The organism is Streptomyces sp. NPDC002076 (assembly GCF_053593835.1).
The window spans coordinates 459,747-475,350 of the sequence record NZ_JBSFDI010000003.1; the positions used below are offsets into that span (position 1 = coordinate 459,747).

Below are 15,604 nucleotides of genomic sequence, written 5' to 3' on the forward strand. Positions count from 1 at the left end.
CTACTTCGCCTGCGCGATGTCCGTGTCGATCTGCGCGGCCGAGTTCTTCAGACCGGCCTTCAGATCGGTGACCTTGCCGCTTTCGTAGTCGTACCCGAGCTGCTGGATCGTGACCAGGTACTGGCCGCCGTTGATGGAGGCGGGAGTGGTGGCGGATTCCGGATTGGCGGCGATGTCCAGGAAGGTCTTGAAGCGCGGGTCGTACTTCAGCTTCGGGGACTTCAGCGCGGCCAGCGTGGAGGGCACGTTGTGGATGTCGTTGGCGAATCCGACCACCGCGTCGGTGTCGGTGGTGATGTACTTGACGAACTCCCAGGCCGCGTTCTGCTTGTGGCTGCCGGCGGCGATGCCCGCGATGGTGCCGGTGATGTAGCCCTTGCCGTACTGTGCCGCCTGGTCGTCGGGCACGGGCAGCGGGGCGACCCCGATCTCGAACGTGGGCTTGGCCTGCTCGGCCATGCCGAGCCGCCACTCGCCGTCGAGCTGCATGGCGACCTGACCAGTGTGGAAGGGGTGCTTGGGACCCCATTCGTCACCCAGTGTCGCCCGGAACTTCTCCAGCTTCTGGAATCCGCCGAGTTCGTCCACGAGCCGCTTCTGGAGCGCGAAGCCCTTTTCGAACGCCGGGTCCTTGGCGAGGTTCGACTTGCCGTCCTTGCCGAAGTACGTCGGCGAGAACTGGGCGAAGTAGTGCTCGGTGGTGGTCTCCCAGCCGTGGTAGTCCGGCATGAAGCCCAGCTGCTTGTAGGAGTCACCGTCGGTGATGGTCAGCTTCTTGGCGTCGGCCTCGAACTCGGACCAGGTCTTCGGCGGATTCGCGATGCCGGCCTTCTGGAACGCCGTCTTGTTGTAGTAGAGCCCGTACGCGTCACCGAGCAGCGACACCGTGCAGCGGTTTCCGTCGAACTGGGTGTATTCGTTCATGGTCTTCGGGAACGTCTTCGCGGGGTCGATCCCGGACTTCTTGAAGAAGGGGTTGAGGTCGACCAGGGCACCCGAGGAACAGAACTTGCCCACATTGTTGGTGGTGAACGAGGAGATCACGTCCGGCGCCTTGTCACCGCCCGACCGCAGCGCCTGGTTGATCTTGTCGTCGGTCATGTTGCCGACGATGTTCACGTGGATGTTGGGGTGCGCCTTCTCGAAGCCGGCGACCAGGGACTTGACGGCCTGCACCTCGTTCGGCGCGCTCCAGGCGTGCCAGAAGTTGATCGTCGTGTCCTTCGAGGCGTCGTCCGTCGCGCCGGAGCCGGACTGCCCGGTGCAGGCGGTGGCGGCGAGCAGCAGGGCGGAGGCGGTCAGGGCGAAAGCCGCTTTTCGGGCGACTTCGGGTATGGCTGTGGGCATGGCGAGGTCTCCCAGGGACGGGTGAACGGGAAGAGGAGTGCTGCCGGGGTCAGCGCGAGGTGTCGAAGACCTCGTCGCGGGTGGTCACGAGCGCGGACTCCAACGCGCCGCGCAGGACGGGGTGTTCGTGGACGTCGCCGACGACCAGCCGGGGGCGGGCCGCGGCCAGCTCCTCCAGCTCGGCCTGGACGAGGGCGCGCAGCACCTCGCCGCCGGCCGTCAGCGCGGAGCCGCTGAGGACGACGAGTTCGGGGTCGAGGACGGAGACGAGCGAGGCGAGACCGGTGGCGAGCCGGGTCGCGTAGGTCCGGAGCAGTTCCCGGTAGGGGCCGGAGGCGTGATCGGCGCCCCGGGCCACGAGTTCGGCGGCGACCTCGGTGTACGGCCCCGACGGCACATCCGGGATGCCGAGTTCGCGGGCCAGCTTCGGTACCGCCTGGGAGCCGGCCAGCTCCTGGTAGCCACCGCTGTTGGCCTTGGTCACCTGCCGCACCAGGGGCGTGCCCGGCACCGGCAGGAAGCCGACCTCGCCGGCGCCGCCGGTCCAGCCGCGGTGCAGTCGGCCGCCGAGGACCAGGGCGGCGCCGAGCCCCTCCTGGTTCCACAGGAGGACGAAGTCCCCGTGGCCCTTGGCCGCCCCGAGCCGCTGTTCGGCGAGGGCGACGAGGTTGACGTCGTTCTCGTACTCCACCGGCATCGGCAGGGCGGCGGCGAGCTCGTCGAGCAGGGTGGGGGAGTGCCAGCCGGGGAGGTGGGAGGCGTAGCGCAGCCGCCCGGTGTTGGGGTCGAAGGCGCCCGGGGTGCCGATGACCAGGCGGTGCACATCGGACCGGGCGAGCCCGGCGGCCTTGACGGCGCCGTCGAGCGCGTCGGTGACCTGCCGGACGACGGGTTCGGCGGGCCGCCGCCCCGGAGTGGGCAGCTCGTACTCGCCCACCGTCCGGCCGGTGATGTCGGCGACGGCGGCGCGGATCCGCTCCGGGGTCACATCGAGGCCTGCGGCGTGCGCGGCGGCGGGGTTGACGGCGTACAGCTGGGCGTTGGGGCCCGGCCGGCCCTCGCTGGTGCCGGTGACCCGGACCAGTCCGGCCGCCTCCAGGCGGGCCAGCAGTTGCGAGGCGGTGGGCTTGGACAGGCCGGTGAGCTTCCCGATCCGGGTGCGCGACAGCGGCCCGTGCTCCAGCAGGAGGTCCAGGGCGGCGCGGTCGTTCATGGCGCGCAGCACGCGCGGGGTGCCCGGCGTACCGGCGGTTCCTGCCATGGGGTCGACACCTGCCTTTCCAGCCGCCCAGCTTCTCAGTGACCTGCCCGGAGGTCCAGTCTTGATCACCGACCGCCTTGGAGATCACTGTTAGGAAACTTTCCTATTGGGGTGGGAGGAACGTAAGCCCAGGACGAAGGGGGCGTCAATAGACAACGCTTCCGAGGCAACAGAGTCGTTATCTCGCCGGGAGCGGCTGTATACCTGATGCACAGCTTGCCGATCTTCGATCCCTGCAACGAGGGCCGGTGAACGACGAGCGGATGGTGAAGGATGCCCGACCGAAGACTCCTGGGGAGGCTGTGGCTTGCCACGATGTCCGGCGTCCTGCCACTGATGATCTTGCTGACCGCGCTCGACGCGGTGGACGACGGACTGTCCTGGTCGACGGTCGCCGACCTCACGCTGCCGCCCGCCCTCTGGGCGTTCGTCGGCTTCCTCTTCGCCCTCTACCTGTACGGCACCCTGCTCCGCCGGGCCCGCGGCACCGGCATACCGGTCTCGGTGGAGGCGCTGGCGGCCTGCCAGGAGTACGTTCTCGGAGCCGGCCGGGCCGCGCGGCTGAAGACGGACCTGTCCGCGTCCGAGCAGGCGTGGGACGTGCTGAGCGGCGAGGAACTCCACTTCCGCTGGCGCCCGTTCCGCGGGCGGCGCTCCGTCACGGGCACGGTGACCTTCGACGAGGCGTCGGGAGAGGCCCGGATGAGGATCCACGCTGACGAGAGCCTGATGAGCGGCCCTGGTCTGCGCGGGGCGAGCGCGTTCGTCGCGCTGTGCCAGATCGTGCGGCTGGTCAGTCGGTGAGGAAGGGGGTGGTGTCGAGGGTGGGGTACGGCGCCGGGAGGGGGAGGGGGTCGCCGAGGGTGACCTTGGTGTCGGTCTTGTAGTAGGCCTCGGTGGGGTCGTCGCCGGGGAGGACGGGGTCGGTGTAGCAGTGGGCGGTCTTCGTGTTGCGGTTGATCAGGATGTAGACGGGGATGTCGACGGCGGCATAGGTGGCGAGCTTGGCGCCGGTGTCAACCGCGTGGTTGGTCGACGTGACCTCGCCGATCAGAGTGACCATGTCGATGGGATACCAGCCCTTGTGGGCTTTCCGGTAAGCCTCGTCGAGGTCTGTCGGTAGGCGGCGCAGGACGTAGAAGTCCGGGATGACGAGGGCCATGGTGCTGCCGTCTTTGTGTGCGCCCCGATAGCCGTTGCCCATGCCTGCCAGGTCGAACCCTGCTGTATAGAACTGGGCGGCGAGTTTGAAGGCGCCGGCGTTGTGCTCGTGGTTCGGCTGCGGCGGCACAATGACCGTCCCCTCGACGTACTCGGGTCGAATCGGCGCCACGGACGCCTCTTCGAACGCGATCAACAGATCGATGGGGTCCTGCGTCATCACCGGCTCCATGAGAGGTTCGGCGCTCATCGCTCGTTCTCCTTGTCGCACTGATGCCAGGCTAAGCCCACGCCGGGCGCCCCGTGCAGAACGATGGGGCACCCCGTGCGCACCATGCGCCGGAATGCCCCGCCTATTCACTCGAACGAGTGTGCTGAAACCGTTCCGCTCGCTACTTGCCCGGAGGCGTCGGCCGCTGCGCGGCGATCGGTGCCGTAGCCGCCGCCTGCGGCGAGTCCGCGTTGGCGTACGCCGAAGGCGCCGCCACCGCCGCCGTCGGGTCGGCGGACTCCTCCGCGTCCTCGACCGACGTCGCGCCGCCCACGATGCGGATGCTCGCCGCGTCGAAGGCGCGCTTGATGCGCCAGCGCAGTTCGCGTTCGACCGTCAGCGCCTTGCCCGGCATGGTCTTGGCCGAGACCCGCACCACCATGGAGTCGATCAGGACCGAGTCCAGGCCGAGGACCTCGATCGGGCCCCACAGCAGCTCGTTCCAGGGCTCTTCCTTGCTCATGTGCTCGGCGACCTCGTCCAGCGTGGCCTTGACCCGGTCCAGGTCCTCGCTCGCCCGCACCGTCACGTCCACCCCGGCCGTCGCCCAGCCCTGGGAGAGGTTGCCGATCCGCTTGACCTCGCCGTTGCGGACGTACCAGATCTCGCCCTCGGCACCGCGCAGCTTGGTCACGCGCAGCCCGACCTCGATGACCTCACCGGTGGCCACGCCCGCGTCGATCACGTCACCGACGCCGTACTGGTCCTCCAGGATCATGAACACGCCGGAGAGGAAGTCGGTGACCAGGTTCCGGGCGCCGAAACCGATCGCCACACCGGCCACACCGGCCGACGCCAGCAGCGGCGCCAGGTCGATCTTGAAGGTGGACAGCACCATCAGCGCGGCCGTGCCGAGGATCAGGAAGCTCGCCACCGACCGCAGCACCGAGCCGATCGCCGCCGACCGCTGCCGGCGCCGCTCGGCGTTGACCAGCAGCCCGCTCAGCGCCGTGCCGTCCACGGCCTCGACGGTGCGGCCCATCCGGTCGATCAGCTTGGTGATCGCCTTCCGCACCGCCGCGCGCAGCGCCACCGCCACGACCACGATCAGCAGGATCTGCAGCCCCATCGCGAGCCAGGTCGACCAGTTCTGCTCGACCCAGCTCGCCGCGTTCGTCGCGCTCTGCTGGGCGTCCTGGAGCGACGGCACGACCGGTGCCGTCTCGGACGGAGATGGGGACGGGGTCGGCGACGCACCGGCGGCCAAGAGGGCGGCGGGCAAGGACGACACGGCAGGTACCTCCAGGTGCTGCACGGTCCGTGCCGGCGGGCGGTCAAGGTCTTGAAGGTCACGAGAAGGTCACCGGACGGACAGGGCCACCACACTAACGGGGCATTGTGTGCGCATCGCGCGGATCCGCCAAGGAGAGGCGCAGGAGAGACGGGACTCACCCTGGCTTGAACCGGCCATGATCCGGGGGATGAATCAGGTGTGGTCGAAAACACTCCCAGCCCGTTACCGGGACATGGTGGCGCTTCCACCAGGCATGAGGGGAGACTGACTGCAGATCGTCCCGGCGCGAGCCACGCGCCGCCGACGCCCAAGGAGGCACCCGTGCCGCATGTCCTGGTCCTCAACGCGTCGTACGAGCCGCTCGGCGTCGTACCGCTCCGCCGCGCGCTCGTCCTCGTCCTGGAGAACAAGGCCGTCTCCCTCGAGGAATCCGGCGCCTATATGCACAGCGCAACCGTCACAGTCCCCGCACCCAGCGTGGTCCGGCTCAAGCGATTCGTCCGGGTTCCCTATCGGGGGCCCGTTCCACTCACCCGGCGCGCACTCTTCGCGCGCGACGGGGGCCGGTGCATGTACTGCGGTGGCGTCGCAACCAGCGTCGACCACGTCATCCCGCGCAGTCGCGGGGGCAAGCACGTCTGGGACAACGTGGTGGCCTCCTGCCGCCGCTGCAACCACGTGAAGGCCGACCGTCACCTAGTCGAGCTGGGGTGGCGACTGCGGCACAAACCCGCCCCGCCGACCGGGCTGGCCTGGCGCATCATCGGTACCGGGCATAGGGATCCGCGCTGGTTGCCCTACTTGCAGCCGTACGGCGCGGACGATGCCCTGGCCCGGATCGACGGCATTTCCGCCTGACGATCCGGGCCTTCGCGTACCCGCCGGCTCCGGGGGTCCTCTGTGCCCCCGGAGCCTTCGGGCTCATGCGTACCGCAGCTCCCCCGGGTGTGCCGAACGGCGCAGCAGGGGCAGCGAGGCGGCCGCCGCCAGCAGGCAGCAGGCGTACACCCCCACCGGCACCAGCAGCGCGGTGTACGGCACCGCCTGGGTGAGCCGGCCCTGGGTCAGCGAGGCGTACCAGACGCCGATCGCCATGCCGCCGGCGCCCGCCAGCACGACCGCCGGGGCCGGCGGCAGCGCCGTCTCCAGCAGCAGAGAGGTGATCGCGAGGCCGACGAGGATCGCCACGGCGGTCAGATCGAGGTCCGTCGTGTAGAAGGCCATGTCCGCGCCGAGCCGCTGGTCGCGGCTCATCCTGTGCAGGACGGCCAGGAGCGTCCCGCGGATCCCCATGAACCCCGTGCCGACGATCGTGACCAGCAGCACCGCCGCGTGGGTGCGGGCCGCCGCCCAGGGGTCGGCGCGCAGCCGCTCCGCCGCGATCAGCGTCGCCGCGGAGAGGGCCCGGCCCGCCGGCAGCCGCCCGACCGCCCTGGCCGTGCCCCCGGCCAGCCACACCGTGCCCCCGCCGACCACGAGGACCAGCGCGAACACCGTCAACGGCACCCGCCCGCGGCCGGTGCCGGAGGTGTCCGCCACGGCCCACAGCGCCGGCGGCAGCACCAACAGCACACCGGCGGCGAACAGCAGCCCCGGCCCGCGCCCGCTGCTCGGCCGTACCCGGCTCCATGTACTGAGTGAACAGTGATCAGCGGCGCGGGTCGCGCACCGCCGGTCGTCGTGTGTTCGAGCAGCTCTCGGGAGTGCCCGCGCCGTCACGGGGTAGGCCTGCCGTAATCCGTTCAAAACCGCAGCATCCGACCGCCCCCCGAAGGAGGCCCTCGTGGCCGCACCGGCTCGACTCCCGCTCCCGGCCCAGTGGAAACCCGAGGCGGACCCGTCCGCCCCGACCGACGGCGCGCTGTGCGTGTTCAGCGCGGAGAGCGCCTGCGCCCAGGCCCCGCTGACCAGCGAGCCGCCCCTGCCCGATGCCGAGCCCCTGACCAGCGAGCCGCCGCTCGCCGAGGCCGCCCCGCTGACCAGCGAGTCGGACGCCTTCGGCGCGGGGTCGCACGAATCCGACACCTACGGCGGGGGGTCGTACGAGTCCGGCGCCTTCGGCGCGAGGCCGTAGATGAGCGCGGCGTTCGAGGACTTCGCGGACGCGGACCTGGCCCGGCTCGCCGGTCTGCACGGGGTCGCCACCTCCTACAGCCCCGCCCCCGGCCGCGACGTCCCGGTCCCCGCCTCCGCCGTGGTCGCCGCCCTGGCCGCCCTCGGCGTCGACGCGGCCGGACCCGCCGCCGTACGCGCCGCCCTCGACGCGCGGGAACGCGAGCTGCACGAGCGCCTGCTGCCGCCGACGCTGGTGCACTGGGCCGGCGACCCGCAGGGCCCCGCCGCCCTCGCCGCGCTGCCGCCCGGCACCCGCCTGCGCGTCGAGACCGAGGCGGGCCAGGACCGGGACACCGCCGCGGACCTGCCGCTCGGCGTGCACCGGGTGACCGCCGTCGCCCCCGACGGCCGCACCGGCCACGCCCACCTCGTCGTCGCCCCCGACCGGCTGCCCGCCCCGCCCGGCCGCTCCCACGGCCTCCTCGTCCAGCTGTACTCCCTGCTCTCCCGCCGCTCCTGGGGCATGGGCGACCTCGGTGACCTCGCCGAGCTGGCCGGCTGGGCCGGACGTACCGCCGGCGCCGGATTCGTCCAGGTCAACCCGCTGCACGCGGCCGTACCCGGCACCCCCACCGACCCCTCGCCCTACCGCCCGTCCTCGCGCCGCTTCCCCGACCCCGTCCACCTGCGGATCGAGGACATCCCCGAGTACGCGTACGCCGCCGACCGCGAGCGGCTGGGCGCCCTGCTGGAGCGGGCCGAGCGGCTGCGTGCCGACGTCCTCGACAAGGGCGCCCTCATCGACCGCGACGCCGTGTGGGAACTCAAGCGCGAGGCGCTGGACCTGGTCCTGGCCGTCCCCCTCGGCCCCGGCCGCCGGGCCGCCTACGACGACTTCCGCGCCGCCCACGGCCAGGCCCTCGACGACCACGCCACCTGGTACGCCCTCGCCGAGATCCACGGCTCCGACTGGCACCGGTGGCCATCCGCCCTGCGGGACCCCCGTTCGGCCGAGACCGCCCGCGCCCGCGCCGACCTGGCCGACCGGGTCGAGTTCCACGCCCGCCTCGCCTGGCTCACCGACGGCCAGCTCCGCGCCGCCCAGCGCGCCGCCCGCGAGGCCGGCATGTCCGTCGGGATCGTGCACGACCTCGCCGTCGGCGTGCACCCCGTCGGCGCCGACGCCTGGGCCCAGCAGGACGTGTTCGCCGCCGGCATGTCCATCGGCGCCCCGCCCGACGCCTTCAACGCCCGCGGCCAGGACTGGGGCCTGCCGCCCTGGCGCCCCGACCGGCTCGCCGCCACCGGATACGCGCCCTACCGCGAGCTGCTGCGCGCCCTCTTCCGCTGTGCCGGCGCCCTGCGCATCGACCACGTGATGGGCCTGTTCCGGCTGTGGTGGGTCCCCCAGGGCAGCGCGCCCACCGGGGGTACCTACGTCCGCTACGACGCAGACGCCATGCTCGCGATCCTCGCCCTGGAGGCCGGCCGCGCCGGAGCCGTCGTCATCGGCGAGGACCTCGGCACCGTCGAGCCCGGCGTGCGCGAGACGCTGCAGCGGCGCGGGGTGCTGGGCACCTCGGTGCTGTGGTTCGAACGCGACTGGGAGGGCGACGGACGCCCGCTGCCGCCCGAGCGCTGGCGCGCCGACTGCCTGGCCACCGCCACCACCCACGACCTGCCGCCCACCGCCGCCCGGCTCACCGGCGACCACGTCGACCTGCGCGACCGCCTGGGCCTGCTCACCCGCCCGGCGACCGAGGAACGCGCCGAGGCCGTCGCCGACGCCGCCGAGTGGCTCGCCCTGCTGGGCAGCCTCGGCCTGCTGGACCTGACGGCCGCCGGGCCGCCCGGCTCCGACGAGGAGGAGGAGATCCGCGCCGTCCACCGCTTCCTGCTGCGCACGCCGGCTCGGCTGATCGGCGTCTGGCTCCCGGACGGCGTCGGCGACCGCCGCCCGCAGAATCTGCCGGGGACCTGGGACCAGTACCCCAACTGGCGGCTGCCGATCGCGGACTCCGCGGGCCGGCCCGTGCCCCTGGAGGAACTGACGGCCTCCCCGCGGCTGCAGGCACTACTCCATGTGTTCGGGCAGGCCAGGGGCGTGTGAACCCCCCGTACGGGACCCCGGCCGCGCGGCCTTCCGGGTGGTTCGCTAACTTGAGATCGTGGACAAGAAGAACGCCCTGCGCGCCGGCGCCCTGGCCGCCGGTACGACGCTGATGATGCTGCTCATGTCGTCCCCCGCGCTCGCGCTGACCCGCGACGACGGCGACGACCCCGGCCCCGGCCTGAGCGTCATCCAGACGCTGGGCCTCTACGTGCTGATCCCGCTCGCGCTGTTCGTGGTCATCGCCGGTCTGGTGATGGCGCTGGACAAGTCCAAGATCCGGACGATCAAGCCCTCGTCCAACGTGAAGTCCAAGGCCGACGCCAAGGCCTGACCGGACACCGGTTCTCTCGCCGGGGGCGCCTGTCCTCCCGCCGGTACGCGCGTGCTGCCGTACCCGGGTGAGGTCGGCGCCCTCGGCGTTTTGCCTTTCCGGGCGCTCAGGGGCTCGGTGCGGTCAGGTACCGCTGTACGGTCGGCCCGAGCCACGCCAGCAGTTCCTCGCGGTGCAGCTCCCGCGCCGCCGGCAGCCTCAGCACATAGCGGGTCAGGGCCAGCCCGAGCAGCTGCGCGGCACACAGCGCGGCCCGCGCCGGGACCTGCTCGGGGTCGGGGCACACCTGCCGGGCCAACGGCAGCAGCTGGTCCCGGAAGATGCCCTGCATCCGCTCGGCCCCGGCCTGGTTCGTGGCGCCGACCCGCAGGACGGCCGTCAGCTCCTCGTTCTCCTCCCACACATCGAGGAAGTGGCTCACCAGCGCCCGGCCCACCTCGTCCCGTGGCAACCCGGTCAGGTCGGGCAGCCGCAGATCCAGCGCGACGGCCGCGGCGAAGAGGCCCTCCTTGCTGCCGTAGTAGCGCATGACCATGGACGGGTCGATGCCCGCGTCCCGGGCGATCGCGCGGATGGTGGCCCGCTCATAGCCGTCGGCGGCGAACCGCTCGCGGGCGGCGTCGAGGATGGCGGTACGGGTGGCGTCGGAGCGGCGCGCCTGGTTCGTCCTTGTGCTGCCGGTCATGCCAACGAGCGTAGGCCAACATGCGTGGGCCAACAACCGTTGACTTCCCAGACGGCCCGCTCCTACGCTTGCCAACAAGCGTTGACCAACGCATGTTGGCCAACAGGCGTTGGCATCCAGGAGGCCACCATGACCGGCACCACTGGCAACAACGGCACCACCACCCCCGACGTCACCGGCACCACCGGAACCGTCATCGTCGTCGGCTCCGGCCCCACCGGCCTGCTGCTCGCCGGCGACCTCGCCACAGCCGGCGTCCCTGTCACGGTCCTCGAAAAGCGCTCCCACAAGATCAGCAACCTCTCCCGCGCCTTCGTCCTGCACGCCCGCACCCTCGAACAGCTCGACGCCCGCGCTCTCGCCGACGACCTCGAAAAGGTCGGCCAACCCCTCGACCGCCTCAACCTCTTCGGCCGGCTGACCGTCGACCTCGCCGCCCTCCCGTCCCGGTTCAACCACCTCCTCGTCCTGCCCCAGTACGAGGTGGAGCAGGTCCTGGAGCGCCGGGCCGTCGAGGCGGGGGCCGACTTCCGGTACGAGACAGAGCTGACCGGGCTCACCCAGGACGCCGACGGGGTGACCGTCGAGGTGCGCGGGCCCGAGGGGCGTACGCAGAGGCTGCGGGCGGCGTACGTCGTCGGCGCCGACGGCATGCGCAGCGCCGTACGGGACGCGATCGGGCTGCCCTTCCCGGGCAGGTCGGTGATCCGGTCCGTGGTCCTCGCCGACGTCCGGCTCGCCGAGGAGCCGCCGACCCTGCTCACCGTCAACGCCGTAGGTGACGCCTTCGCCTTCCTCGCGCCGTTCGGGGACGGCTACCACCGGGTGATCGGCTGGCACCGCGGCCGCAACGTCCCCGACACCGAGCCGCTGGACCTGGCGGAGATCCAGGAGATCACCCGGCTCGCCCTCGGCCGGGACTTCGGGATGCACGACGCCCGCTGGATGTCCCGCTTCCACAGCGACGAACGGCAGGCGCCCGCCTACCGGGTCGGCCGGGTCTTCCTCGCCGGTGACGCCGCGCACGTGCACACCCCGGCCGGCGGCCAGGGCATGAACACCGGCCTGCAGGACGCGGCCAACCTGAGCTGGAAGCTCGCGGCGGTCGCCGGCGGCCACGCCGACCCCGCGCTGCTCGACACCTACCAGGCCGAGCGGCACCCCGTGGGCAGGTCCGTGCTGCGCAGCAGCGGCGGGATCGTCCGCCTCGCCATGGCCAAGCGCCCCTGGACCCTCGCGGCCCGCGCCGCGCTCACCACGTTCCTGAACGCCGTGGGCCCCGCCCGGCGCAAGGTCGCCGGCCAGGTCACCGGCGTCGGCTACCGCTACCCCGCCCCGCGCGGCGCCCACCGCCTCACCGGCACCCGGGTCCCGGACGTCGCCCTGACCGGCGGCGGCCGCCTCTACGAGGCCCTGCGCGGCGGCCGGTTCGTGCTGATCACCCCGGAGCCGTACCAGGCGGGGCCCGGCCGCACGGACCGGCTGACCGTGGCGCACTGGGCGAGCGACCGCCGGACGACCGTGCTGGTCCGTCCCGACGGTTACGCGGCCTGGGCCACCGACTCGGCCGGCCCGGCGGACATCGAGGCGGCGGTCGCCGCGCACGTCGGCGGCCAGGTGTATTGACCTGAAGCGTTGTTCACACGGCTGATGGGTGGGTGGCCGCGAGTGCGGTCCGGGCTGGCCGGAGGCCGAGCACCATGTGCCCGGGCAGGCGGCGACCCGGATCGAGCGCATTTTCGTCGGCGGCCGCGACGCGGTCGTGCTCGGCGAGGTCCGCCGGACGGCCCGCTCCACCGGACGCGCGTATCGGGCTCGGTTCGCTCTGCACCTCACCGTCGAAGGCGGCCTTGTGGCCCCCGGCGAAGCGTCCGGTCGCCGCCTTCCCGCCCTTCCCCCCGCTAGCCCCGCCGCACCTCGTACAGAAAGCACCCGTACTCCACCGCCCGCACATGCACCAGCGCCACCTCCGGGTCGGCGAAGGCCTCGGTGAGGGCGGACGGGAAGTCGGCGTCCGTCAGGCGGCCGCCCAGGGTCCGGCCGTCGGCCGAGTAGCGGCGCAGCACGCCGTGGGCGTGGGTGAAGGGCAGGGCCGCCGGGTCGGCCGGGCCCGCGCAGTCGGTGGCGTGGATGAAGACCGGGCCCTGCTCGTCGTACGCCCCGGGATCGGCGCCCGTCTCGGCGGCCCAGCGGCGCAGCGGCGCGTACGACACCAGGGCGATCTGCTCGCCGGGCTCGCTGTAGCGCAGACAGCAGCGCAGCGGGACGCCGCCCTCCTCGTCGGTGAAGGGGGCAAGGGGGCGGCCCGCGTCGTCGGCGGTCCGCAGCTCCTCGAGAACCCTGGGCCGGATGGGACGTGCGATGTGGGTCGTCGTGTCCGTCGTCGTCATGCCTCCAGCGTCCCGCCACGACGCCCCGCCCACCGGCGGGAACCGGACATCGCCTTCCCGGTGGGCGGCATGGAAGGATGGCGCAACCCACACATAACGAGGAGATGACCGCGTGCCTGGCACAAACCTGACTCGCGAAGAGGCGCAGCAGCGGGCCGAGCTGCTCACCGTTGACTCGTACGAGATCGATCTCGACCTCTCCGGCGCGCAGGAGGGCGGTACCTACAGGTCCGTGACCACGGTGCGCTTCGACGTCGCTCGCGGCGGCGTCGAGTCCTTCATCGACCTGGTGGCACCGACCGTCCACGAGGTCACGCTGAACGGCGACGCGCTCGACCCCGCCGAGGTCTTCCAGGACTCGCGGATCGCCCTGCCGGAGCTGCTGGAGGGGCGCAACGTCCTGCGGGTCGTCGCGGACTGCGCCTACACCAACACCGGCGAGGGCCTCCACCGCTTCGTCGACCCGGTCGACGAGCAGGCCTACCTCTACACCCAGTTCGAGGTGCCGGACGCCCGCCGGGTGTTCGCCTCCTTCGAGCAGCCCGACCTGAAGGCCACCTTCCAGTTCACCGTGCGCGCGCCCGAGGGCTGGACCGTCATTTCCAACTCGCCGACGCCCGAGCCGCAGGACAACGTCTGGGTCTTCGAGCCGACCCCGCGCATCTCCACGTACATCACCGCGCTCATCGTCGGCCCGTACCACAGCGTCCACAGCGTGTACGAGAAGGACGGGCAGAGCGTGCCGCTCGGCATCTACTGCCGGCCCTCGCTCGCCGAGTTCCTCGACTCGGACGCGATCTTCGAGGTCACGCGACAGGGCTTCGACTGGTTCCAGGAGAAGTTCGACTACGCGTACCCCTTCGAGAAGTACGACCAGCTGTTCGTGCCCGAGTTCAACGCGGGCGCGATGGAGAACGCGGGCGCCGTCACCATCCGTGACCAGTACGTCTTCCGGTCCAAGGTGACCGACGCCGCGTACGAGGTCCGCGCGGAGACGATCCTGCACGAGCTGGCCCACATGTGGTTCGGCGACCTCGTCACCATGGAGTGGTGGAACGACCTGTGGCTGAACGAGTCGTTCGCCACCTACACCTCCATCGCCTGCCAGGCGTACGCGCCCGGCTCGCGCTGGCCGCACTCCTGGACCACGTTCGCCAACTCCATGAAGACCTGGGCGTACCGGCAGGACCAGCTGCCGTCCACGCACCCGATCATGGCGGACATCCGCGACCTGGACGACGTGCTCGTCAACTTCGACGGCATCACGTACGCCAAGGGAGCCTCGGTCCTCAAGCAGCTCGTCGCGTACGTCGGCCAGGACGAGTTCTTCAAGGGCGTGCAGGCCTACTTCAAGCGGCACGCGTTCGGCAACACCCGCCTGTCCGACCTGCTCGGCGCCCTGGAGGAGACCTCCGGCCGCGACCTGAAGACCTGGTCGAGGAAATGGCTGGAGACGGCCGGCATCAACATCCTCCGCCCGGAGATCGCCACCGACGCCGACGGGATCATCACCTCCTTCGCCGTCCGCCAGGAGGCCCCGGCCCTGCCCGCCGGCGCCAAGGGCGAGCCGGTGCTGCGCCCGCACCGCATCGCGATCGGCCTGTACGACCTCGACGCCGACTCCGGGAAGCTGGTGCGCACCGAGAGGATCGAGCTGGACGTCGACGGCGAGCTGACGGCCGTACCGCAGCTGACCGGCAGGCGCCGCCCGGCGGTCGTGCTGCTCAACGACGACGACCTGTCGTACGCCAAGGTCCGCCTCGACGAGGAGTCGCTGAGGACGGTCACCGAGCATCTCGGCGACTTCCAGGAGTCGCTGCCGCGCGCCCTGTGCTGGGCCTCGGCCTGGGACATGACGCGGGACGCGGAGCTGGCCACCCGGGACTACCTCTCCCTGGTCCTGTCCGGCATCGCCAAGGAGTCGGACATCGGTGTCGTGCAGTCCCTGCACCGCCAGGTCAAGCTCGCGATCGACCTGTACGCCGACCCGGCCGCCCGCGAGGCCCTGCTGGCCCGCTGGACCGACGCCACGCTGGCCCACCTGCGGGCGGCGGAGCCGGGCAGCGACCACCAGCTGGCCTGGGCCCGTGCCTTCGCGGCGACGGCCCGCACGCCCGAGCAGCTGGACCTGCTGGAGGCCCTGCTGGAGGGCACCCAGACGGTCGAGGGCCTGGCCGTGGACACCGAGCTGCGCTGGGCGTTCGTGGAGCGTCTTGCGGCGGTCGGCCGCTTCGACGAGGCGGAGATCGCGGCCGAGTACGAGCGGGACAGGACGGCCGCCGGTGAGCGGCACGCGGCGACGGCTCGCGCCGCCCGCCCGACGGTGGAGGCCAAGGCCGAGGCCTGGGCGTCGGTGGTCGACTCCGACAAGCTGCCGAACGCCGTGCAGGAGGCCGTGATCAGCGGCTTCGTGCAGACCGACCAGCGCGAGCTGCTGGCGCCGTACGCGGACCGGTACTTCGAGGTCGTCAAGGACGTCTGGGACGCGCGTTCGCACGAGATCGCCCAGCAGATCGCCGTCGGCCTGTACCCGGCGGTCCAGGTGTCCGAGGCGACCCTCGCCAAGACCGACACCTGGCTGGCCGCGGCCGAGCCGAACGCGGCCCTGCGCCGTCTCGTCTCGGAGTCCCGCTCGGGCGTCGAGCGGGCGCTGAAGGCCCAGGCGGCGGACGCGGCGGCCGAGTAGCCACCCTCCGGCGAGGCGCCCGGCATCCGTGCCGGGCGCCTTTCGTCCGGAAATCCGCAACCGCACAGTG

The 15,604-nt window shown here is 71.9% G+C and carries 14 protein-coding genes and 1 pseudogene; 8 read left to right on the forward strand and 7 right to left on the reverse strand.

Features of this window, described 5'->3' with window-relative positions; all coding sequences use genetic code 11:
* Positions 1 to 1,347: an ABC transporter substrate-binding protein gene (locus ACWCQS_RS09255; RefSeq protein WP_451003855.1), complete on the reverse strand. Its 1,347-nt coding sequence runs from the start codon at positions 1,345 to 1,347 to the stop codon at positions 1 to 3.
* Between the two features lie 49 nt (positions 1,348 to 1,396).
* Positions 1,397 to 2,608, reverse strand: coding sequence for an ROK family transcriptional regulator (locus tag ACWCQS_RS09260; RefSeq protein WP_451003856.1), 1,212 nt, complete (start codon positions 2,606 to 2,608; stop codon positions 1,397 to 1,399).
* 336 nt (positions 2,609 to 2,944) lie between these two features.
* Between ACWCQS_RS09260 and ACWCQS_RS09265 the strand changes: the two genes are divergently transcribed.
* Positions 2,945 to 3,412 carry a hypothetical protein gene (locus tag ACWCQS_RS09265; protein WP_451003857.1) on the forward strand — a complete coding sequence of 156 codons (468 nt, stop codon included), beginning with the start codon at positions 2,945 to 2,947 and terminating at the stop codon, positions 3,410 to 3,412.
* Here ACWCQS_RS09265 and ACWCQS_RS09270 read toward each other — a convergent pair.
* Positions 3,402 to 4,019: a Uma2 family endonuclease gene (locus ACWCQS_RS09270; RefSeq protein ID WP_351797631.1), complete on the reverse strand. Its 618-nt coding sequence runs from the start codon at positions 4,017 to 4,019 to the stop codon at positions 3,402 to 3,404. The genes ACWCQS_RS09265 and ACWCQS_RS09270 overlap by 11 nt on opposite strands.
* A 142-nt stretch (positions 4,020 to 4,161) precedes the next feature.
* Positions 4,162 to 5,271, reverse strand: coding sequence for a mechanosensitive ion channel family protein (locus tag ACWCQS_RS09275; RefSeq protein ID WP_451003858.1), 1,110 nt, complete (start codon positions 5,269 to 5,271; stop codon positions 4,162 to 4,164).
* 324 nt (positions 5,272 to 5,595) lie between these two features.
* Between ACWCQS_RS09275 and ACWCQS_RS09280 the strand changes: the two genes are divergently transcribed.
* The gene (locus ACWCQS_RS09280; RefSeq protein ID WP_039649619.1) at positions 5,596 to 6,132 is read left to right on the forward strand and encodes an HNH endonuclease; all 537 of its coding nucleotides are present in this window, start codon (positions 5,596 to 5,598) and stop codon (positions 6,130 to 6,132) included.
* Positions 6,133 to 6,195: 63 nt separating this feature from the next.
* Here the strand turns inward: ACWCQS_RS09280 and ACWCQS_RS09285 are convergent, their stop codons facing one another.
* The gene (locus ACWCQS_RS09285) at positions 6,196 to 6,840 is read right to left on the reverse strand and encodes a hypothetical protein (protein WP_451003859.1); all 645 of its coding nucleotides are present in this window, start codon (positions 6,838 to 6,840) and stop codon (positions 6,196 to 6,198) included.
* A gap of 217 nt (positions 6,841 to 7,057) precedes the next feature.
* Here ACWCQS_RS09285 and ACWCQS_RS09290 point away from each other — a divergent pair, with 217 nt between their 5' ends.
* Genes ACWCQS_RS09290 through ACWCQS_RS09300 form a run of 3 tightly spaced genes read left to right on the forward strand, consistent with a single transcriptional unit; the run spans position 7,058 to position 9,773 of the window.
* Positions 7,058 to 7,348: a hypothetical protein gene (locus ACWCQS_RS09290; RefSeq protein WP_451003860.1), complete on the forward strand. Its 291-nt coding sequence runs from the start codon at positions 7,058 to 7,060 to the stop codon at positions 7,346 to 7,348.
* Positions 7,349 to 9,439, forward strand: coding sequence for a 4-alpha-glucanotransferase (malQ, locus tag ACWCQS_RS09295; RefSeq protein ID WP_451003861.1), 2,091 nt, complete (start codon positions 7,349 to 7,351; stop codon positions 9,437 to 9,439).
* Between the two features lie 58 nt (positions 9,440 to 9,497).
* Positions 9,498 to 9,773 carry a hypothetical protein gene (locus ACWCQS_RS09300; RefSeq protein ID WP_451003862.1) on the forward strand — a complete coding sequence of 92 codons (276 nt, stop codon included), beginning with the start codon at positions 9,498 to 9,500 and terminating at the stop codon, positions 9,771 to 9,773.
* Positions 9,774 to 9,879: 106 nt separating this feature from the next.
* Here ACWCQS_RS09300 and ACWCQS_RS09305 read toward each other — a convergent pair whose 3' ends face one another.
* Positions 9,880 to 10,458 carry a TetR/AcrR family transcriptional regulator gene (locus ACWCQS_RS09305; RefSeq protein ID WP_451003863.1) on the reverse strand — a complete coding sequence of 193 codons (579 nt, stop codon included), beginning with the start codon at positions 10,456 to 10,458 and terminating at the stop codon, positions 9,880 to 9,882.
* Between the two features lie 129 nt (positions 10,459 to 10,587).
* On the opposite strand from ACWCQS_RS09305, the gene ACWCQS_RS09310 reads away from it, so the two are divergent.
* Both ACWCQS_RS09310 and ACWCQS_RS09315 read left to right on the forward strand, forming a co-directional pair.
* Positions 10,588 to 12,084, forward strand: a complete 1,497-nt coding sequence (locus ACWCQS_RS09310; RefSeq protein ID WP_451003864.1) for an FAD-dependent monooxygenase — start codon at positions 10,588 to 10,590, stop codon at positions 12,082 to 12,084.
* A gap of 64 nt (positions 12,085 to 12,148) precedes the next feature.
* Positions 12,149 to 12,451 (forward strand): annotated as a pseudogene (locus ACWCQS_RS09315) (hypothetical protein); the annotation flags it as partial.
* On the opposite strand, the gene ACWCQS_RS09320 reads toward ACWCQS_RS09315, so the two are convergent.
* Positions 12,360 to 12,848 (reverse strand): DUF1203 domain-containing protein, encoded by a 489-nt coding sequence (locus tag ACWCQS_RS09320; RefSeq protein WP_451003865.1) that lies wholly within the window; start codon positions 12,846 to 12,848, stop codon positions 12,360 to 12,362. The pseudogene ACWCQS_RS09315 and the gene ACWCQS_RS09320 sit on opposite strands and share 92 nt — an antisense overlap.
* Before the next feature lie 112 nt (positions 12,849 to 12,960).
* Between ACWCQS_RS09320 and pepN the strand changes: the two genes are divergently transcribed.
* Positions 12,961 to 15,534: an aminopeptidase N gene (gene pepN, locus ACWCQS_RS09325; protein ID WP_451003866.1), complete on the forward strand. Its 2,574-nt coding sequence runs from the start codon at positions 12,961 to 12,963 to the stop codon at positions 15,532 to 15,534.
* Positions 15,535 to 15,604: the final 70 nt, after the last annotated feature.